Below are 19,410 nucleotides of genomic sequence, written 5' to 3'. Positions count from 1 at the left end.
CGCCTCCTAATGAAGGTTTAATTAAGAGTTTAATCCAATTAGTATATCTATTTTCTATTACCCAAACAATGGAGCAAGAGATTCATCATTTTACCTGTTGAAAATAATTTTAAATTCATTTCAGTTCCATTTAAGGTACCGTGTCCATAATGGGTCCTGTAAGACAACCTACAAGCCCTAAGGAGGCAATGGAAATGAACAAATACTTAAAGACAATCGGGATTACAGCTACTTTGGCGGTCATGGTTCCGCTAAGCGCATTTGCAGCATCATCGGGCACAACGTCGACCACAAGTCCTTCAAATACCGCGCAAGTTCAAACGGATACCTCTAAGCAAGTGGACGGCAAACATCGCCGCGGCGGTTTCGGCGGCAACTTCGTCTCCGACTCCGTACTTACGCTTCTCAATCTTGACCGTGACACGTTTAATGAGAAGCTTGCTGCAGGCAGCACGCTTGCGGATATCGCAAAGGAGCAGGGCGTTTCAAATGATGATTTGAAAGCAGCTCTGACAACCGCCTTTGAACAACGCCAGTCGGACGAAAAATCCCAGTTCACCGCAAACCTGGACAACCTGATCAACTCCGACCAACTTGCTCAAGGACGCGAAGGACGCAGAGGAGGACGCGGTTTTGGACAAAACCTGGATACCGTTGCTACGGCATTAAATATAACGGAGGATGAACTAAAAACAGAGCTGCAGGCAGGTAAAACAATCGCCGATATCGCTGAAGCGAAAGGAGTTAGCACCGATTCCGTTGTTAGCGCGCTCGAAACTGCGATTAATGCTCAAATCGATCAAGCCGTCACCGACGGCAAGCTGACAGCAGATGAAGCCGCAACGAAGAAAGAAAATACTGCCGCACAGGCTCAAAGCATCGTAAACGGCGAGTTCCAGCTTAAAGGCGACGGCGGCCACCATGGCGGTGCAGCAAAAACGAAGGATCAAGCAAGTACGGACAGCGCGACAACTTCGGATACCAACGCTTAACGAACAAAAAGCCCCGTTATCATCTCGGTTGATAACGGGGCTTTAATCCGATTTCTATTGGATCCGTCCTTCGCTTAACAAGCTAATCGCTTTATCCATACGCCGCCTATTGCTGTACGACAATCCCTCAAAAAACCGCTTCGCCTCTTGCTGCTGTTCGAGTGCCTCGGAGAAATCCTCCGGAACAACAAGTTCTCTGGGCTCGTTATCCAACTCTATGTTCACATCGATTTCATCACCCGCCGCAACTCCAGCTGCTGCTCTGACTTCTGCGCTTACCGGAATCATGTATTTTCCGCCTTCGAAACTTCATGCTTTCTATTCCTCCTCGCCCTTCTTAACGACGTCCAAATCCTTAGCGACAATCCAGCCATTCATTCCGTAAGAGGAGTAAAGATTAAAATATTTATATCCGCTCTCAGTCAGCTTTTGCTCCAGCTCGTCTAATGTTTCATAAGCAGTTGGCCAACCGTGATTCTTGCCATTTTGCAGAATTTCAATGTTCCCTGCTATAAAACTGGAAATGTTAGATACGGTCATAGCAAGAATAATACTGCCCTGCAACTGATGCTCAAAATGATGACAACTCACTTCTTTTAATACAATATCAACTTCCTTTAAGGACGACTCGTCTCTTGTATGAATCACTATTTGATCATTTTGCAGATCGACCGTATACGATAAAATGACATTGTCATGAATCAATAGATCCTCCTCCTTAAAACGGAAATTTACTTATCTATTTCTTCCATTTCTATGACGTTTAATCCTCCTGTTGGTTGCATTACTTTTCGGGAGAAAAAACAAAAAAGCCGCCTCAGTCCCGGCAGCCGAGCTTCTTGCTGTATTCTATTCCTCTTCGTCGTCTTCACTCATTCTGTATTCCAAAACATCTCCCGGCTGGCAATCCAGCGCCTTGCAAATGGCATTTAAAGTTGAAATCCGAATGGCTTTTGCCTTGCCGTTCTTCAGAATCGACAGGTTCGCCATCGTTATTCCAACCCGCTCCGAGAGCTCTGTCACGCTCATCTTCCTTTTGGCCAGCATTACATCAACGTTAATTATGATCGCCATGTTATTTCACCTCAGATCGTTAAATCATTTTCTGATTTTATATCGATGGCATTTTTGAGAAGCTTCTGAAGAACAGCCGCAAAGACTGCAATTACGAGAGACGCGAAGATAACAACCAAACCGATAACGATCAGACCCGGAGCGTCATCCTTTTCCGCAATGAGATAAACGAAAGGTTCCGCTGCCGCATACAAAATGCTAATCGCAATCGCGCAGTACTTAATATTTTTCAACGCCCTCACGGATAATTCGGAGAATGCCTGTTTGTTGTCGATATAGCCGAGCAGCTTAAATGCCTGATACAATGCCATATAAAAAGGTATCGCCGAAAGATACATCGCGATGATAATCGGATATACCCAACTATCCGGCCAAGCTTCCCTAGCCTCTTTCATTATTGCAGGCAACCCTAAAATACACAATGCAAGAACCGGAAGCCCCATCAGAAACACGGTCACCTTCAAAAAGAGCGTTGTTCCCCGTTCCACAAACATGCACCTCACTTCATTATTATCGTTTTGAATGTAACACATGATTTATCGTTTTACAATATATTTTACTCGTTTTAGAGAAAACCATAATACTTGCTTAGCAAGATTTCAGCACAAAAAAGCAGCCATCGGATTGATGGCCGCCATAGCGCTCTTTTCCCGTATCCGTATATCACTTGCTTGGCTTCCAGACATATTTGCCTTGTTTGTTGATGTAGCCGTAACGGTAACTGGCATTTGCATAATTATCGGAGCCATCGTTAATTTGGACACTAGCTAATCCATTATGAAATGGCTCCGCATAATCAAATTGCGGTTTAACGACAAGCGTGCCCTGACCGTCGATAAAGCCCCACTTTCCGCTGTCTCCTACTTCTACCTCAACAGCCGCCAAACCTTCTGCAAAAGGTTCAGCATCGGTGTATTCAACTGGAATAACGAGCTTACCTGTTTTATCGATATAGCCCCATAAAGAATCCCCGTTCACTTCTTGCATCACAGGGGCAAGACCGTCATGGAACGAATTCACTTCTGCGAACTGTGGCTGAATTATATACTCGCCGGTCTTATCGATAAATCCCCATTTGCCATTATCATCTTCAACCGCTGCGAGGTTTTCTTGGAACGGAAGCGCCGTTTCATATTTGAAGTTTATTTTCACAGCACCATTCTTATCAATAAAGCCATACTGACCATTCTTATGAACAGAAGCCAAACCTTCGTGGAAATCGGAGTCATCAGCAATGGTGTACTCGTACTGCGGTTGAACGATGGTTTTCCCTTTATTATCGATAAATCCAACTCTAGTATCTCCCATTCCCGTACCAAAATTATTTAGAATAGCTGCTCTTCCCTCTGAAAAACCAAACGAGACGTGGCTGCCAACGGAGAATACGGTTTTACCCGTTTTATCGATAAAATCATTCCTAATACCATCCTTCAAATAGGTAACGACGGAAGCTAGTCCCTCCCGATAGTCCATGGCAAAATCGTAACTCAAAGGAACGATTGCTTTTCCCTGCTCGTCAATATAACCGTATTGGAATTCATCCCCTTGCTGCTGCCATACAAGCGCGCGGCCTTCTGAGAAATCGTCAGCCCCATCAAACCGCGGCTTAATTTTAACCTGTCCGTTTTTGTCCATATACCCGTACTTCCCATTCTGTTCGATCAAAAACAATGGCTCGTTTTTAAAAGGAACAGCCGCCGCCGTCAAAAAGGAAGTACAGCAGACTAGGCTTACACCTACTATTAAAAAAGAAAAACTTTTTCTCACGTATACACGCTCCTGTCCATTAGTTACTCCAACACTAATTCGGGGACAGGTATCATTTTCCTTCAAATAAAAAACAGACTGTCCAATTATGAACTGCACCCCAATTGTTAGACACATCTAACATTGGAGGTGCAGTTTTTTTTGACCCATTACAGTTTAGAAGTGAAATTGAAGGCCATTCATCAGTATCAAAATGGTATTGAAGGGATAAAAAGCATTGCAAAATCATTAGGGATAAACCATGAAGTTTTACGCATGTGGATAAGGCAATACAAATATCACGGCGTAAAAGCTTTTGAAAAATCCTATACAGCATACTCCATGGCATATAAACTAGACGTATTCAACTACATGAACGACAATGGGACGTCTCCAAATGAAGCAGCTGTCATTTTCAATATCTCATCTCCAGGAATGATTCGAGAATGGCGTAGTCTATTCAATAAACATGGGATTGACGCCCTAAAACCAAGGAAAAAGGGGCGTCGCTGTATGACGGAAAAGGATAATAAAGGACAAAAGAAGCTAGAACCTGAGGGATCAGTTGAGGCTTTACGAGCTGAAGTTGAGCGTCTGCGCATGGAAAATGCCTATTTAAAAAAGTTGAATGCCTTAGTTCAAAACAAGAGCTATCGTCGTATTCGTGTTGAACTATTAAATCGGGGACACCGAGTTAATCATAAAAAAGTACAGCGTATCATGAAAGAATTAGGATTGAAATCTGTGGTGCGCATGAAGAAATATCGTTCCCATAAAGGAACAGTAGGTAAAATTGCCCCTAACGTACTCGATCGTAATTTTCATGCGGAGAATGTTTAGTGAAAATAAAGCGTTAGACTGAAAAATATAGTTCTAGACTGAAAAATAAAGTATTAGACTCACAGGGCGCTGCTGAACTAACGGGCAGAAGGAATTATTACCGATGTACATGCTTATATTTACCAAACGGGAATGGAAAGGGGCTCTCCCGCGTCATCTTTCGATGACGTTGGGACAGCCCCCTCTGTTTCCAGCCGTGCCGGCTTACTGCTTCAGAAACGCCAGCGCCTCCGCATAATCGTCCCATTGCGTTTCCGTCGTATGTTCGGATTGCTTGGCCGTGCGGTTCAGTTGTAGGCGGACAATGGAGCCAGCGGTGACGACCGCCGCGCGTTTCATCCCGTACGTTTTCAGCGCCTTCTGGTGTTCCACCAGCTTCGCCTGCGATTCCGGTTTAAACGCTTTGACCGTACGCATATCGACGATCACATCGAAGCTGCCGCCGAGCTCCTCGGAAAATCCTTTGATTTCTTCGGTAATGCGGTCAAAATCTTCAGGCGTCGCTGCAGACGCCCATACGATTTCGACGATCCGGGCTGGCCGGTCGATAATACGAGTGGTTGGCAAGGCAGTAACCTCCGGTCTGAAGGAAATGTATTTTTCCGAATTAGGCCTTTGGACCTAGTTACATTGTACCAATTGTAGATAGTTTGGACAAGGATAGAATTTCAAGATTCACCATCAAGCAAGCGGAGCTGATTGCCGCGCTTTGCAGCTCGGCAATCAGCTCCTCCACTCCGCAAACCCGCTGCTCCGCCTTCCCCCGAACGGAAGCTGGACGCTTCCTTGTCGCCATGACGGCCATGAGAACGTTAGTTCAGTAAAGACCAGCGGCAGTCTAGGACTTTCTTTTTCACGTCTTTGTCCGCCGTTGTTTCGTTATTATGGTCAGTCTAATAGTTATTTTTAGAAGTCTGGCAATTTTCAATCTCATAAACCGCGTTAAATCAGGCATTTCAGTCTAAAACTATATTTTCACTGGACAGAGAAATCCAATGAGAAGTGGGTTACCGATATTACGGAGTTTAAGCTGTTTGGCGAAAAGCTGTATTTTTCACCTGTTCTGGACTTGTTTAACGGTGAAATTATCACTTACACAGTAGGTAATCGTCCTACCTATTCCTTAGTCTCTGAAATGCTAAACAAGGCCTTTAAACGACTATCCGATGAGGATGAACTCCTCCTGCATTCCGATCAAGGCTGGCATTACCAAATGAAGCAGTATCAGCATGCTTTGAAGAATCAGGGGATAACCCAGAGCATGTCCCGAAAAGGGAATTTCTACCATAATGCAGTCATTGAAAATTTCTTTGGCATTATGAAATCGGAGTTTCTCTATCTTAATGAGTTTGAAAGTATAGATCAGTTCAAGCAGGAACTAGAACGATACATTCATTACTACAATCACAAGCGTATCAAGTCCAAACTAAAAGGCATGAGCCCGGTACAATACCGAGCTCATGCCCAACAGGTTGCATAATATTATTGTCTAACTTTTAGGGGTCACTTCAATTAAAGACAGCCTGTCGAATATTATTCCGCTAACTCCCTCTACCCAAAAAACAAATCCAAAATGTTGGAGCCGGCTGAGGATTCCTTATTGTAAAATTCGGAGTATCCGCAATTTGCGCAGTACACAACGAGAAACTGATTATGCTGGATATCAAACATTTTGGAGAAGCCGGTCCCGGTCATGGCTACTTCCTTCGTTCTTGCATTTCTGCTTCCGCATTTGACGCAACCTTTTTCAGTCATAAGAATTTCACTCCTTAAATAATATACCATCTTTACGTTCCCAGTACCTGGAAGGTTTCACCGTGAGAGATTCTAACGAAACTATATATCGCTATTCCTCGTATTTCCCCATTTTTTCACTCCGAAACAGCCAAATAACGATACAACGTTTCGTTAGATTCTTAAATAGTTCTTTTTCTGCTAAATAAGCATACACAGGTTCGTTAGAGCAGCAGGAGCTCAACAGACGAGAGGACGAAAAGACGCCGCCCTCCATCGAGAGGACAGCGCCTACAATACCAACCACTAACTGCGATTAAAGACGACAAGCTTCAGCTCGGTCATATCTTCAATGGCGTATTTAATGCCTTCACGGCCAAGGCCGCTTTGCTTAATGCCGCCATACGGCATCTGGTCAACACGGAATGTTGGAATGTCGTTAATCATCACTCCGCCAACCTGCAGCAGCTCGGACAGATCAAGCGCCGTCTTCAGATCATTCGTATAGAGGCCGGCCTGCAGACCGAATTCGGAATCGTTCACCTTCTCGACCGCTTCCTCCAGGGTATCCACTTTGTTCACTATAACAACCGGAGCGAACACTTCTTTACAGGATACTTGCGCATGGGAAGGAACGTTCAGCAATACGGTTGGCATCACGATGCCGTCTTCCGCCGTTCCGCCGCAGGCGATGGCTGCGCCAAGCTCACGCGCCTCCTCCATCCATTCCAGCGCCCGCGTGACATCCCGCTCCGAGATCAGTGCCGATACGTCGGTCGCCGGATCAAGCGGATCGCCGATTTGAAGCTTTTGAACCTCTGCCGTAAACCGTTCCACGAATTCTTCGAATACTTCTGCCAGCACGTAGACTCGCTGCAGCGAAATACATACCTGTCCCTGGTAGGAGAATGCGCCCACTGCGGCGCGGGTGGCGACGGCTTCGATATGAACGCCCTTATCGATAATAACCGCGGAGTTCGAACCTAGCTCAAGCGTTACCCGCTTGATGCCAGCCATTGCGCGAATGCTTGCACCAACCGCCGCACTCCCCGTAAAGGTAACCATGTTCACCCTTGGATCCTTCACTATAGCCTCGCCCAGAAGACGGCCATCGCCGGTTATCACGTTGAGCACTCCCTCCGGCAGACCCGCTTCTTGAAGCAGCTCCGCGATAAAATACGCGGAAAGCGGCGTTTGCGGCGCGGGCTTCAGCACGATTGAATTTCCCGACGCAATCGCCGGCCCCAGCTTGTGGGCAACCAGATTGAGAGGAAAGTTGAATGGCGTTATGGCGCCAACGACGCCTATAGGCTCGCGAACGGTATATCCAAAGCGGCCTTCGCCGCCCGGCACCGCATCCATAGGAATTGTCTCTCCATGTATACGTTTCGCTTCTTCGGCAGCTATTTGATAGGTCTGAATCGTACGATCAACCTCGGCATATGCAGCCTTGAGGGGCTTGGCCGCCTCCAGCGCGACAAGCCGCGCAGCCTCTTCCCGGCGCTCAGCCAGCAGCTGCACAAGCTTTTCCAGAATGGCGGCACGCTTGTGGGCCGGCATTTTACGCATAATGGCCTTTGCCTCCACCGCAGCTTCAATAGCCAGATTTGCTTCCGCCAATCCAGCATCCGCAATCTCGGCAATAGCTTTTTTTGAATACGGGGCATAAAGCGTCGTATAGGTTGCTGTCTCAACCTCTCTACCGCCGATCAGCAGCTTTTGTCTCTTCATTGCCAGCACTCCTTTGCTCTAAACCTTACAGGATAACATTCGATAAATACTGCTCCGGTGATCGGCCTATCACGGCCTTAAAGTCTTTGCTGAAATGCGCTTGATCGTGATAACCTAGTTCAACCGATAAGCCGGCCAAATCCTGAGCTTGCCCAAGGTCCATCGCTTCCGCGGCATTTTGCAGCCGGAACAACCGGATAACCGACTTCGGATTAACTCCAACGTATTTGGCGAATAAGCGCTGCAGCCGCCGGATGTTTAAATCAAAAGACTCGCAGACCTGCTCTACCTTGGTTATACCCTGGTTGCGTGCCGCATAATCGATGATCTGATTGACTAGCGTTATTTGCTCATCATAAGCTGGGAGCCTCTTTGTCAGAAGCCGCTCGACCACTTGAATCATCCTCTGGTCATTATCCTGATGGGCAAGCACAAGCTCTTCAAGCTCCGACCCTTGTATCCCGAGCACGGTCTCCACCTCTATGGGTCTTCCCGTCAACTCGGACAGCTCTCTATTCACAAACGGATAAAGTCCGCCCGGCCGGAACTTTACGCCAAAAACAATTCCTCTTCCGCTCAGCAGATAAGAGAACTTCTCCTTGCCTGGCCCGTAGAAAAAGGTTTTTCCCTGTTCCACTACCAGATTGGCACACGGATTTGGTACAACATGCTGCCAATAGGAATCGTTCTGTTCCAGATTCCACTGAACAATCCAGTAATGCTTGATAAAAAGCGACAATACCTCCGAAGCCGGATAACGTTCCAGCCGGAATTGGTCCCCTGCTCCGTTTAATCCGAGAACGCCCATGCTGGGCCGGGTTTGCGGTTGGCTCATCCCTTCACTCCTGTTCCTGTCGCGTTTTTACAATACTTAGAAAAAGTCCTCATCTATAATGAGTTTACCACAAGCATCGAAGAACCTATTGTGGGAATTCTTTTTAGGAGGATAACTTAATGATGGAACTCAACTATGTATTCTATATTGATGCCTCGCCCGAGCAGGTGTGGCAGACGCTTGTCAGCCCGGAAGGAACGCGGAGCACTTTTTTCGGAACCGTCCTGAACTCTTCCCTGGAGCCTGGCGCATCCTTTGAGTACGTTGGCCCCGGAGCGGACGGCGAGAATACGGTTCATGTATACGGCACAATACTTCAAGCGGATCCAGGCAAATCGCTCAGCTATCGGGAGCATCCGGGCCCTTCTTACAGGGACAACCATGCCGAGCTTGAATCCCGCGTGACCTTCACTCTGGAGACGGTAGGCTCATGCACAAAGCTGACGCTGGTTAATGATCAATGGACGCCGGATCACCCTTCCTTTGCGAATTCGAAAGAACACTGGTGGATGATGCTCAGCAACATTAAGACGTACACGGAAACGGGTAAAACGCTCGACTTCGGCTGGTAACAAGCAAGCTCAAACGGCTGTATTCTCCAAAGCCGGTGAGCATAAGCATAGGACAAAAATAGGCTGCCGGGGAAACCCGACAGCCTATTTCGGTATTATTTTGCCAGCTTGCCCTTCCATGCGCTAATGCCGCCTTGCAGGTGAGCAAGATCGCTGTATCCGTTTTTGCGCAGCAATGCCGCCGCGTTTTTGCTTCTCATCCCGCTCCGGCAGTAGAGCAGCAGCGTTTTATCCCGCGGAATATCGCCAAGGCGACGGGAGAGCTGGGACAAGGGAATGTTCCGTGCGCCCGGAATAAATCCGCCTTTGAATTCCCCCGGCTCCCGGACATCAATAATCATGGCTCCATACTTAACGCTTTCTTCCTTAAATGCTTCGGCATTCAGGTTTCTCAAGCCTTTGGCCGGTTTCATGCGGGAATAGGCAAACCATGCTATCAGCACGATAATGACAATATTGATAAGAGTCCCCGTACTCATTAGACCAGCTCGCTTGTCCAGGCGTTTAATCCGCCCGTCATATTCACAACGTTAAAGCCCTTTTCGCTTAATAATTCGCAAGCCAGCCCGCTTCGGTTGCCGCTGCGGCAGATCATAATGATCTCCGCGGAAGAATCGAGCTCATGCAGCCGTTCGCCAAGCTGGCCTAGCGGAATATGCTTCGCTCCTTCAACATGGCCTGCCGCCCACTCGTTAGGCTCGCGGACATCCACCATATACAAGGTCTCACCCTGCTTAAGCTTCTCGGCAACTTCTGCCGGCGAAATCGTTCTAATTATTTGAAATGCCATAACGATTCTCCTCTTCTCATATTCGATCGGAAAGCATCAGCGGCTCTTTACCAGCAGCTCTACCGCTTCCTGTACAATTTTACTCGTATCCTTATTGCCTGCGGCTTGCTCAGCGAGAATGCACTGCTGCAGGTTCTCCGCGACAATCTGCGCAATCGCCTTATCCGAAGCATTTCTTATCGCAGAAAGCTGCGATACGACATCCTTGCAGGATTTCCCTTCCTCCATCAGACGAAGCACGCCTCTGATTTGCCCTTCAATTCTTCTTAATCTAGTCTTCATCGCATCCGTATAGTTGTAATCCATTTATTATCTTCCTCTCTATATCATACCGGTATAGGTATAGTATAGAGCAAATTTCATCTATACTAACACCTTTAAATGAAAAGATTTACTTTCGCGTCAACCGCATCGCCGAGATAAGCCGCTACGCCCGCGTATTCCAGTCCGTCAATAAGCTCTTCCTTTTGCAGTCCTAGCAGGTCCATCGTCATCGTGCAGGCTACAAGCTTAACGCCTTGCTCTTGGGCCAGTTCAATTAGCTGCGGCAGCGACAAGGCATTATGCTTCTTCATCACATGCTTAATCATTTGCGGTCCAAGGCCGCCAAAATTCATTTTAGACAACCCCAGCTTCCGGGCACCTCGCGGCATCATCCAGCCAAACGCTTTTTCCAGAGGACCTTTGCGCGTCTTGACGACCTCGTCTTTCCTAAGCGTGTTCAGACCCCAGAACGTGAAAAAGATCGTAACCTCATGATCATAGGCCGCTGCCCCGTTTGCTATAATAAAAGCCGCAATCGCCTTATCCAAATCGCCGCTAAATAAAACAATCGTCGTTTTTTCTGCCATGTCCTGATTCAGACACCCTTTCGATATTGTACTCTTTCATACTAATACCCCTATAGGTATTATAAAATGACAAAAAGCTCTTTTACAATAACTCCATCCGCTCCAATTAAAGGATCGTCAGCCACGTCTTCACAGCGGTAAGCGCAATAAGCACGACTAAACCGTATCTCAACATTTTCACATTGATTTTGGAGCTTACCTTGGAACCAAGCGGCGCCCCGATCAGACTGCCGATTACGGTAAACACCGTAGGCCAAAACGGGATCCCTCCGCCGGTTAGTTTGCCGGCTACTCCCCCAATCGCCGAAATGAACACAATGGCAAGAGAGGACGCTATAGTGGTTCGCGTCGGTATCTTCAGCACCGTCAGCATGATCGGAATCAGAATAAAAGCCCCGCCCGCTCCCACAATGCCGGACACAATCCCTACAAGGAATGAAGCTCCTACCGCGATAAACTTGTTAAAGGACAGATCCCCCGCCTTTTCTTCCGTCCCTCTGCGGGGAATAAGCATAAGGATAACGGCAAGCACGGCAAGGATTCCGTAAATCAGATTAATCATGTTTCCGTCAAGCATTCCCGACAAGAAGCCGCCGATCAAGCTTCCTGCAAGAATGCTGCTCCCCATATAAGCGACAAGCCCTTTATGGAGAACCGCTTGCGCGCCGCCGCCCTTCTTGCGAAAGGCGAGTACGCCGGCAAGCGAGGCGAAAAACACCTGAAACATACTTATCGAAGAAACCTCATGGGCTGAAAAGGATGCAGCACCAAACAGAGGCGGCACATATAATAACAGCGGAAAATTAATGATCGCGCCGCCGATACCAAGCAAACCTGAAAAGAAGGAGCCAATAAGCCCAAGGGCTGCCATGATGATATAGAGCAGAGTATCCATTGTTCCCCTCCTTCCAAAACAACGTTTTTTGCACAAAAAACCTGTATACGCAGCGTATTAAAGAAGTTATACTAATACCAAGTAATTTTATATGAAATGAGGCATAATGATGCTCGACAAAATAAAAGGCTGGTTTGATGATAAGTGCCCTGTCTGTGATGATAAGCTTCAAGCTGTGTCGAATACGGCCTGCACCACTAAATCTTGCCCTCAAGGACATTACAAAGAGGAAACCTACTGCACGCTTGGCGTTACCATCGTTTATGACGGCTTGAAATAAGCGAATGCGCGAAGGCGTATTCGCTTATTTCCTATCATTTAAATTTTTCGAACGTAAAATTTATAAATGCCGTTGTCTTCTTCGTGGCTGAGCAGCTCATGCTTCGTTTGCTTTACCCACGCTTGAAAATCGTTTACCGAGCCCTTATCCGTAGACAAAACCTCCATAACCTGGCCTGCCTGCAAGCTATCCAATGCTTTTTTCGCTTTTACGATCGGCATCGGACATGCCATTCCCTTTGTATCTACCGTAAGATCTGTTTTCATGTTCGTTTCCTCCTAGAATGATTGATTATTCCTTATTATTTATCATGAACGGCACAGCGGTTAGGGCCAATTTCCATATCGCGCTGCTCGTCCTCGCTTGGATTTATTTTTCCCATATTCGTTTGACGGATTTGCTGATAAGCGTTAGGCTGCGGAGGCAGATTCTCCGTTACCGTACGGCGGAATTCCGTTTCCTCCGCAATGTTTAGACCAGGGTTGCTGCGGTACAAATCGGACAGCCTCGCCATGACTCTTCCGCCTTCTCCAAGCTCTGTAATTTTGCCGAAATGGGCAGGCAGAACAAGCAGAGTCTCAGACAAAGATTTATAACGTTTGTACAGCGTTTCCCGCAAATCGCTCACCCAATCCTCTGCTCTGCCAGCCAAATCGGGTCTGCCGATAGACTCGATGAATAAGATGTCTCCGGTCAACAGATATTGATCGTCAATGATGAAGGACGTACTGCCAATCGTATGACCAGGGGAATAAACCGGCTGAATCCGGATCGTTGTGTTTCCGACCGTAATATCGCGGCCCTCTTCCAGCCTCTCGTAGCCGAAAGTTACCTCTTTCGCATCCTTTGGCGGCAGCCAATACGTAGCACCCGTTGTCTCGGCCAGCTTCCGGCCTCCGGATATATGATCGGCATGCAGATGCGTATCCAGCGTATGCTTGATTACCGCGCCTTTCTCCTTAGCGAATTGCTCGAAGACGTCCGTCATTCGCAGCGTATCGACTACCGCAGCCTCGCCGTTCGATATAGCCATATAAGACAAGCAGCCCTTGCCGATCCGCACGAACTGGTACAGCTCGCCGCCGTCCTTCAGATCGCCGATCTTTACCGGCTCGAGGTATTCGCTCCACGATTTCATGCCGCCTTTGAGATAAAATACGTCACCGCGGCCTGCTTCCGCCAGCTGTTCAGCCACGAATTTCGAAGAGCCTTCCTTCGCGCAGACAACAAGAACCTTTTTGCCTTCCGGAATGCGAGGAAGAATATCGTCAACGCCTTCCAGCAATTCGAAATAAGGAATATTGATGATTTCAATGCTGTCGCCTTCGATTTTCCAATCGTTGAAATCCGTTTCGTTGCGCACATCGAGAATAAACAAATCCTGCTTATCAAGCACCATGCGGGTAAGCTCTTTCGCTGTCATTTTTACAATGGTTGTATCCGTCATTATTGAAGCCTCCTTGGAAGAATATAAAATTAGGATTACGGTTTAGAAAGTCAAAGTAACGTTAGCGTCCTTGGCAAAGTCGAGGAAAGTAACGGCTCCACCGACTTCGATTCCATCAACAAAATCTTCTTTTTTCAAATCCATGACATCCATCGTCATTTGGCAGGCAATGATTTTTACGCCCATTTCCATAGCCATTGCAAGCAGCTCAGGGATTGACGGAACATTGGCTTGCTTGAAGCCTTCCGCGATATGCTCTGCTCCTGCCGGAAGCGGCAGCTGACGATGCATCTCGTTGTGAATCAGGTTCAGGCCTTCGAAAGTGAAGAAAATAGCCACCTCTGCATCCGTTGCCGCAGATGCCGTTGCAATGTTAAAAACCTTGTACGCGTCAAACATTCCGCCATTGCTTGCGATAATCGCTACTTTAGAACTCATATTAGATAACCTCCGTTTATTGGGTTGTTTGTTACAGCTTTTCCGTTGGCCCTGTCCATTCGGACATGCCCGGTAGCACATTCTTCACTTGCTTGAAGCCTTTGCTTGCGAGCAGCTGACAGGCCAAATCGCTTCTGGTGCCCGTTCTGCAAACGACATACACCTCATCCTCCGGCTTCAGCTCGCTTATTCTATCTTTCAGCTCGCCAAGCGGAATTGATACGGCACCGGGTATGCGATTAAAAGAATATTCAGCGGACTCCCGCACATCGAGAATCGTTACGTTCTCTGCCGCTTGCAGCTTCTTCAAAAGTTCATCGTTGGACGCCGTAAGTGGATGTTTTTTCTCTTCCTTAATTTCATTCGGGCTGGATTTGCGGAGATAATGCTTAAGCAAATCTCCCTCTTCTACAGTTCCCAAATATTGATGACCCGTGTTTCTTGCCCAGCCTTGAATATCGGCGAGCGAACCTTTGTCCGTTGCCTGAACCTCTATCACTTGACCGGATTCAAGCTGATCCATCGCTTTCTTTGTTTTGACAATCGGCATCGGACATGCCAAGCCTTTGCAATCCAGAACCTTATTTACTTTAATATCAAGCAATGTTGTAGCCTCCTCAAATTGTAGGTTTTTAGCCAATATGAAAAACAAATATGATTTGCTTTGCCCGACGGGATGTGAATTTGAGTATAATACGTATACCCCTATAGGTATATTACTTTCAGGATGGTTTATTGTCAACCGCTCGAAATAATACTTATTTTCCCAGACTAATTAGCGGATAAATCATGTAACGCCTAGGTACTATATGAAAAAACCTCTAATCGAGGCCTTTCGAAGAAGATCGACCGCGTTTAGAGGTAGGTTTTATCGCCAATAAGAATTTGTTCTTCCGACTTGCTCGGGAGCTTTTAAATTCTTATATGGTGAAAAAAGCAGCCTTTCGGCTGCTCTAAAACAAAATGATTATTAAGGCGACCAATACCTTCCGCCCTTAAGATCCGTATCCTGGAGGGCACCGTCTGCTTCTTGTAAGACAAACAGGTTTTCGCCTTCGAAACCCGCCCATGCGATTCCCAGCAGCACTCCTTCATTGGAGTGGGCGAGGAACAGCACCTCAAACCGTCCCGGGTCGTCTCCGCCGTCTACCCGCCAAGTACCGGACTCGTTATAGGTTGCGGGGAAATCCTTGAACAGCACTTTATCGTCGCGAAGGTAAGCGAGGCTTGCCAGCATGTCGTCTCCTTCGCGCTCGAATACAAACAAGGCTATCTTCTCTTGGTCCGATTCGGAGAGGATGCTGCTTGACGTCACTTTTCTGCCCTTTAATCCTTCTACGCGGGCTATCGTATCGGCATCCGCTTGTTCGTATTGCCCGTCTTCTGCACTGGTTATGTCGACCAAGGAGCCTTGATTAACGACGCCTTCCCTTGCCAACAGATAGGATTTATTCGGCAGGAGAATCCCATCGTCTTTCACCTTGTAAAGGTACCCCGCCATATTATTAAAGTTATTAATCGACTGTCTGTTGTTATCCTGTTCATTAGCCTCCTGATGGTGGACATACTCGATCTCAACCCGGTCCCCGCCATTTCCGATAGCCGTGACGAATTGCTCGGGATTCTCTACTTCATCCCCGTTATCATTCGGAATAGTGATCAACTGCTGCCCCGTTTCGTCCGCGAACGCAAACACGTTTTCCAGACCACTCAACTCCAATTGTCCGTTAGCCGCCCCATCATCCGATTCCGTAGGCTGTTCTTCTGGCGTTTCTATGCTAGGCACCGGCGTTTCAGCAAGTTCACTTACCACTGGTGTTGGTGTTGGCGTGGGTTCGTTTGTTTCCGAGTTCGCGCATCCGGCAAGCAGCAGCAAGCCTATAGCCCCACCTATCCACATGCCCTTCATTCTCATCATTTCCCTCCTGTTCATAATGACCCCGTTCTTATGACTACCTTACCATACCTTGGAAAATATAGAAAACAGCCGGTCCTTATTGGAGTACTAGGCTTATTCCCCCTAGTCTTTAAGGCGGTTAACTAAAAAATTAGGAGCCTTAATAATTAATCACGTGTGGATAAAACAACCTGTGGATATGTGGGCGAAAGCTGTTGAAAGTCTAATTTTCCCGTGTAATCAGCCCGTTGATATGTGGGTAACTATGTGAATAACTTTGCGAGATCTTAATAAGCCTTGCCATTCTATGCAGGAAGAAAAAACGCATACCTTCTTGGAATGGCATAAAAATTTCGCAATCAAACGTGCTCGGGGCCGGCGATATCGTGCGACTGTGAGGGCTAGACTCATTGTTTGTGAGGGACAACGTACGCGGACGGCGGAGATACTCACTAATTCGCCCGATAGTAGCTGCGTGCGCAGCTTTAACGCAAAAAGCCTCACTAATTAGTGAGGCTTTTTGCGCTCTAACAACCGAAGGGCAATGGCTTTCTCTTGCACACCATTTGTTAATGAAGGCTGGAATGGATCAAAATCGAAAAAAGCGTTGCAGGGACAGTTCACCCTCTGCAACACTTTTTCATGAATACGCTTCTTCATTTTACTGATGCCAGACTTATTCAAATACCAACGTTCCAAAGCTGTCGCTGCGATGAAAATTAGGGGTTTCCGACTGAACCGGCGACCAGCTCAAGTAATGAGGGGCCGGCGTCAGATCGCCGCATTTATAAAAATTGCCCTTCATCACGGCACCGGGTTCCGCCCGGAAATCCGGAAACCAGTATTTAATGAAAGCAAACGGAATACGCAGGTTAAGCTCCCAGTACATTCTCCGGCAATCGGGATTCCATAAACCAAGGGCCGTGCGTATGCCGAACTGGCTTGCGGCTTCCGGCAGAATCCGCTTGCGTTTCGAGCCGCCGCTTTCGCCTATCTCCAAGAGCAGCATACCGGCGGCGTTCAGCTCGAAGTTGAGATAACGCGAATCCCGGGCGGGAAGCGGCTGAACGAAAAATTCCACGCAGCTGTCCTGATAGACCGGGTCGCCATGCCGCCTGTGGCGCATAACAGGCGATTCCTCGTAAACCCGGAACTGCAGGTGCAGCGCCTCATCATCGTATACGCCGCGGACCTCCGTCTCGGGCGGCTGCTCTACCTGAAGCCACTGCTGATAAGCAACCTCCGCTGACGGCAGCTCCCGCCATTCCTTGTCCGTATAACCGGCAGCGCCCGCTGCAAATGAAAATTCATGCTGTTTACTCATGACTAGGCGATCCTTTACGGTACGGCAATCCATGCGCCGCGTTGATCCGCCGATTCCCGCTCCGCCGTTACGATTTCGATGCTGGCCTTTGTGCTCTCCGGAGTAGCCGTATCCAGCGGCAAACCTTGAACAAGCGCTTCGATGAAATATTTTTGCTGATAGTAATAGCCCTGATCAGCCGGCAGCTCTGCCGTGAAGCCTGCTCCGTCATTCGGATTTACTTTGACGGAAGCGCCGTCGAACTGCACGTTGCCATGCTCAAAGTTAACCTTGTAGCCCATCTCAAAGCCAAAGTCGCCATTTAACGTCCAGTCCACTTGGGCGGATACAATCTTGTTATCCGCATAACGGTAATGCGTGGAGACGATATCGTAGCCGCTTCCAGCGATTACGTTTCTGCCGTAACACGATACCGCTTCCGGCTTCCCAAACAGCCAGTTTACGACATCGGTATCATGCACGTGCATATCGAGCAAAGCGCCGCCGCCTTTTTCGTTCACCAACACCCAAGGTCCCCAGGAAGGCGTGCCGCCGCCGCGGTAAAAGTACGCACTAGTTACATTGCCGAACTTGCCGTTGCTGACGAGCTCCTGCAGGTAGACATAAGCCGGCCAGAAGCGCAGGCATTGTCCGATCATCAGCTGCTTCCCGCTTGCTTCCGCGGCTGCAATCATTACGTCACACTCTTCCGCATTCATCGCCATCGGCTTCTCGCAGAGCACATGAACGCCGTTGCTCAGACATTGTGTAGTGACGTCTCGGTGCAGGAAGGTAGGCAGCGTAATATCGACCGCATCAAGCTGCTCGCTCTCCAGCATCGCTTGTACCGACGTATATTTGTTGAACCGGCCGTAATCAATCGCGTTCTCCGAGGAAGTATCGATATTCCCGCCGCTGCCGCCGCCGTTCAGCTTCACTTCGTCCACATCGCAAAGCGCTACGACGCGAATCGGCGCTCCTTCTCTTTCGAGACGCAGGTAATTCTCGAGATGGGTTTTGCCCATGAATCCAAGTCCAATCAGTCCAATTTTCAGCATTAGCGTTCCGTCCTCCCTAAAATCGCATCCATTGCAGCAGACGTGTTATACACGATTTGTTTCGTATGATGGGTGTATGGCGGGATCATCTCCGCCGTTACGTAATCGTTATAGCCGATTGCTTCCAGCGCGCGAATAACTTCCGGATAATCCACGTCACCTGCAAGCAAGTCCACAAAGCCGTGAAGTCCGCCCGCTTGTCTGCGATAATCCTTGAAATGCACCTTCTTAATCCTTTTGTTCAGGATCGAGATCCAATGCTCCGGGTAGCCGGAATAAACAACATTGCCTACGTCGAAGTAAGAACCGACATACTCGGAGCCAACCGCGTCAATAAATCCGCGCATTTCAAGCGGCGACAGCAGAAACTTGTTCCATACGTTCTCGATGCCAACGGATACCTTCACCGCTTCCGCTTCCTTCGCCAGCTTCGTGAAGAAGGCCAGCGCATTGTCGTACGCCCGGTCATAAGGAACCACCGGCGCATTCGGAATAAAATCAACGCCAACCGCTCCAGGCACGATCAACACCGAATCCACGCCCAGCGCAGCCGCGTGCTCAAGCTGCTTTCTTGCAACGTCAAATGCTTTTGCGCTCACTTGTTCATTCTCGCTGGTTGGCGGGTAGTCCCAATACAAGCCGCTTGCGAGGCTCGACAGCTCGATACCGGTGTTATCCGCAAATTGGCGGATTGCGCGTACTTCATCCGTTGTACTTTCCACGCTTAGCGGGCCTGTCTCGTTCAGCGACAGCTCGATGCCGTCAAAGCCGGCATCCTTCGCCAGTTCAATACTTTCCTCTATACTCATGCCTGCCGGAAATGACCAAATATTAATCCCTTTTTTCAAGTTGGGCAGCCTCCTTTAGCTCTTTATATTGCCATTATAAAGGCCGCTGCGACGCCCTTATTTAGCAAATCAGCCGGAC

At 48.0% G+C, this 19,410-nt stretch carries 25 protein-coding genes and 2 pseudogenes; 4 read left to right on the top strand and 23 right to left on the bottom strand.

The genetic code is table 11. The features are described 5' to 3' along the window. Positions 1–194: 194 nt before the first annotated feature. Complete coding sequence (locus WFJ73_RS24190; protein WP_336775514.1) at positions 195–992, top strand: hypothetical protein; 798 nt, start codon at positions 195–197, stop codon at positions 990–992. Positions 993–1,046: 54 nt separating this feature from the next. Here WFJ73_RS24190 and WFJ73_RS24185 read toward each other — a convergent pair whose 3' ends face one another. The 5 genes from WFJ73_RS24185 to WFJ73_RS24165 form a co-directional block, all read right to left on the bottom strand. Continuing rightward, entirely contained in the window at positions 1,047–1,280 is a 234-nt protein-coding gene (locus WFJ73_RS24185; RefSeq protein ID WP_336775513.1) for a YdeI/OmpD-associated family protein, read from the bottom strand. A 30-nt stretch (positions 1,281–1,310) separates the two neighbouring features. After that, entirely contained in the window at positions 1,311–1,697 is a 387-nt protein-coding gene (locus WFJ73_RS24180; protein WP_336775512.1) for a hypothetical protein, read from the bottom strand. A gap of 144 nt (positions 1,698–1,841) precedes the next feature. Further along, on the bottom strand, positions 1,842–2,066 hold the full coding sequence (locus tag WFJ73_RS24175) for a helix-turn-helix domain-containing protein (RefSeq protein ID WP_336775511.1): 225 nt from the start codon (positions 2,064–2,066) through the stop codon (positions 1,842–1,844). A gap of 11 nt (positions 2,067–2,077) precedes the next feature. Then, positions 2,078–2,554 (bottom strand): DUF2975 domain-containing protein, encoded by a 477-nt coding sequence (locus WFJ73_RS24170; RefSeq protein WP_336775510.1) that lies wholly within the window; start codon positions 2,552–2,554, stop codon positions 2,078–2,080. Between the two features lie 175 nt (positions 2,555–2,729). Next, positions 2,730–3,833 (bottom strand): WG repeat-containing protein, encoded by a 1,104-nt coding sequence (locus WFJ73_RS24165; protein ID WP_336775509.1) that lies wholly within the window; start codon positions 3,831–3,833, stop codon positions 2,730–2,732. Between the two features lie 141 nt (positions 3,834–3,974). Here WFJ73_RS24165 and WFJ73_RS24160 point away from each other — a divergent pair. Beyond that, positions 3,975–4,643, top strand: a pseudogene (locus WFJ73_RS24160) (helix-turn-helix domain-containing protein); the annotation flags it as partial. A gap of 213 nt (positions 4,644–4,856) precedes the next feature. On the opposite strand, the gene WFJ73_RS24155 reads toward WFJ73_RS24160, so the two are convergent. Beyond that, positions 4,857–5,219 (bottom strand): hypothetical protein, encoded by a 363-nt coding sequence (locus WFJ73_RS24155; RefSeq protein WP_336775508.1) that lies wholly within the window; start codon positions 5,217–5,219, stop codon positions 4,857–4,859. 58 nt (positions 5,220–5,277) lie between these two features. Further along, entirely contained in the window at positions 5,278–5,448 is a 171-nt protein-coding gene (locus tag WFJ73_RS24150; protein ID WP_336775507.1) for a hypothetical protein, read from the bottom strand. Between the two features lie 192 nt (positions 5,449–5,640). Here WFJ73_RS24150 and WFJ73_RS24145 point away from each other — a divergent pair. After that, positions 5,641–6,132 (top strand): annotated as a pseudogene (locus WFJ73_RS24145) (IS3 family transposase); the annotation flags it as partial. Between the two features lie 71 nt (positions 6,133–6,203). On the opposite strand, the gene WFJ73_RS24140 reads toward WFJ73_RS24145, so the two are convergent. From WFJ73_RS24140 to WFJ73_RS24130, 3 genes are all read right to left on the bottom strand, one after another. After that, positions 6,204–6,407 carry a zinc ribbon domain-containing protein gene (locus WFJ73_RS24140; RefSeq protein WP_336775506.1) on the bottom strand — a complete coding sequence of 68 codons (204 nt, stop codon included), beginning with the start codon at positions 6,405–6,407 and terminating at the stop codon, positions 6,204–6,206. A gap of 285 nt (positions 6,408–6,692) precedes the next feature. Further along, the gene (locus WFJ73_RS24135; RefSeq protein ID WP_336775505.1) at positions 6,693–8,117 is read right to left on the bottom strand and encodes an aldehyde dehydrogenase family protein; all 1,425 of its coding nucleotides are present in this window, start codon (positions 8,115–8,117) and stop codon (positions 6,693–6,695) included. 25 nt (positions 8,118–8,142) lie between these two features. Continuing rightward, complete coding sequence (locus WFJ73_RS24130) at positions 8,143–8,952, bottom strand: AraC family transcriptional regulator (protein WP_336775504.1); 810 nt, start codon at positions 8,950–8,952, stop codon at positions 8,143–8,145. A gap of 122 nt (positions 8,953–9,074) precedes the next feature. Here WFJ73_RS24130 and WFJ73_RS24125 point away from each other — a divergent pair, with 122 nt between their 5' ends. Next, positions 9,075–9,524 carry an SRPBCC family protein gene (locus tag WFJ73_RS24125; protein WP_336775634.1) on the top strand — a complete coding sequence of 150 codons (450 nt, stop codon included), beginning with the start codon at positions 9,075–9,077 and terminating at the stop codon, positions 9,522–9,524. A 95-nt stretch (positions 9,525–9,619) separates the two neighbouring features. Here WFJ73_RS24125 and WFJ73_RS24120 read toward each other — a convergent pair whose 3' ends face one another. The 13 genes from WFJ73_RS24120 to WFJ73_RS24060 all read right to left on the bottom strand — a co-directional run bounded on the left by WFJ73_RS24120 (position 9,620) and on the right by WFJ73_RS24060 (position 19,331). After that, positions 9,620–10,003: a rhodanese-like domain-containing protein gene (locus WFJ73_RS24120; RefSeq protein WP_336775503.1), complete on the bottom strand. Its 384-nt coding sequence runs from the start codon at positions 10,001–10,003 to the stop codon at positions 9,620–9,622. Continuing rightward, positions 10,003–10,314 (bottom strand): rhodanese-like domain-containing protein, encoded by a 312-nt coding sequence (locus WFJ73_RS24115; protein WP_336775502.1) that lies wholly within the window; start codon positions 10,312–10,314, stop codon positions 10,003–10,005. Before WFJ73_RS24115 ends, WFJ73_RS24120 begins: the two co-directional genes overlap by 1 nt. 36 nt (positions 10,315–10,350) lie before the next feature. Further along, positions 10,351–10,620 (bottom strand): metal-sensitive transcriptional regulator, encoded by a 270-nt coding sequence (locus tag WFJ73_RS24110; protein WP_127492559.1) that lies wholly within the window; start codon positions 10,618–10,620, stop codon positions 10,351–10,353. Between the two features lie 71 nt (positions 10,621–10,691). Further along, positions 10,692–11,165: a DsrE/DsrF/DrsH-like family protein gene (locus WFJ73_RS24105; RefSeq protein ID WP_127492556.1), complete on the bottom strand. Its 474-nt coding sequence runs from the start codon at positions 11,163–11,165 to the stop codon at positions 10,692–10,694. Between the two features lie 106 nt (positions 11,166–11,271). Beyond that, positions 11,272–12,060 carry a sulfite exporter TauE/SafE family protein gene (locus WFJ73_RS24100; protein ID WP_336775501.1) on the bottom strand — a complete coding sequence of 263 codons (789 nt, stop codon included), beginning with the start codon at positions 12,058–12,060 and terminating at the stop codon, positions 11,272–11,274. 318 nt (positions 12,061–12,378) lie between these two features. Next, positions 12,379–12,606 carry a sulfurtransferase TusA family protein gene (locus WFJ73_RS24095; protein WP_336775500.1) on the bottom strand — a complete coding sequence of 76 codons (228 nt, stop codon included), beginning with the start codon at positions 12,604–12,606 and terminating at the stop codon, positions 12,379–12,381. Between the two features lie 35 nt (positions 12,607–12,641). After that, on the bottom strand, positions 12,642–13,787 hold the full coding sequence (locus WFJ73_RS24090; protein WP_336775499.1) for an MBL fold metallo-hydrolase: 1,146 nt from the start codon (positions 13,785–13,787) through the stop codon (positions 12,642–12,644). 42 nt (positions 13,788–13,829) lie between these two features. Continuing rightward, a complete protein-coding gene (locus WFJ73_RS24085) occupies positions 13,830–14,225 on the bottom strand; it encodes a DsrE/DsrF/DrsH-like family protein (protein ID WP_336775498.1) in 396 nt (131 codons plus the stop codon). A 31-nt stretch (positions 14,226–14,256) separates the two neighbouring features. Continuing rightward, positions 14,257–14,829 (bottom strand): sulfurtransferase TusA family protein, encoded by a 573-nt coding sequence (locus tag WFJ73_RS24080; protein ID WP_336775497.1) that lies wholly within the window; start codon positions 14,827–14,829, stop codon positions 14,257–14,259. A gap of 366 nt (positions 14,830–15,195) precedes the next feature. Then, a complete protein-coding gene (locus WFJ73_RS24075; protein ID WP_336775496.1) occupies positions 15,196–16,134 on the bottom strand; it encodes a hypothetical protein in 939 nt (312 codons plus the stop codon). A gap of 664 nt (positions 16,135–16,798) precedes the next feature. Further along, complete coding sequence (locus WFJ73_RS24070; RefSeq protein ID WP_336775495.1) at positions 16,799–17,446, bottom strand: carbohydrate-binding family 9-like protein; 648 nt, start codon at positions 17,444–17,446, stop codon at positions 16,799–16,801. A 14-nt stretch (positions 17,447–17,460) separates the two neighbouring features. Continuing rightward, positions 17,461–18,483, bottom strand: a complete 1,023-nt coding sequence (locus WFJ73_RS24065) for a Gfo/Idh/MocA family protein (protein ID WP_336775494.1) — start codon at positions 18,481–18,483, stop codon at positions 17,461–17,463. Then, positions 18,483–19,331, bottom strand: coding sequence for a sugar phosphate isomerase/epimerase family protein (locus tag WFJ73_RS24060; RefSeq protein WP_336775493.1), 849 nt, complete (start codon positions 19,329–19,331; stop codon positions 18,483–18,485). The genes WFJ73_RS24065 and WFJ73_RS24060 overlap by 1 nt, the downstream gene beginning before the upstream one ends. Positions 19,332–19,410 lie beyond the last annotated feature (79 nt).

Source organism: Paenibacillus sp. MMO-58, assembly GCF_037146255.1.
Classification (GTDB): Bacteria; Bacillota; Bacilli; order Paenibacillales; family Paenibacillaceae; genus Pristimantibacillus.
Note: the sequence above shows the minus strand (reverse complement) of the source record. Positions and strands in the feature narration are given on the sequence as shown.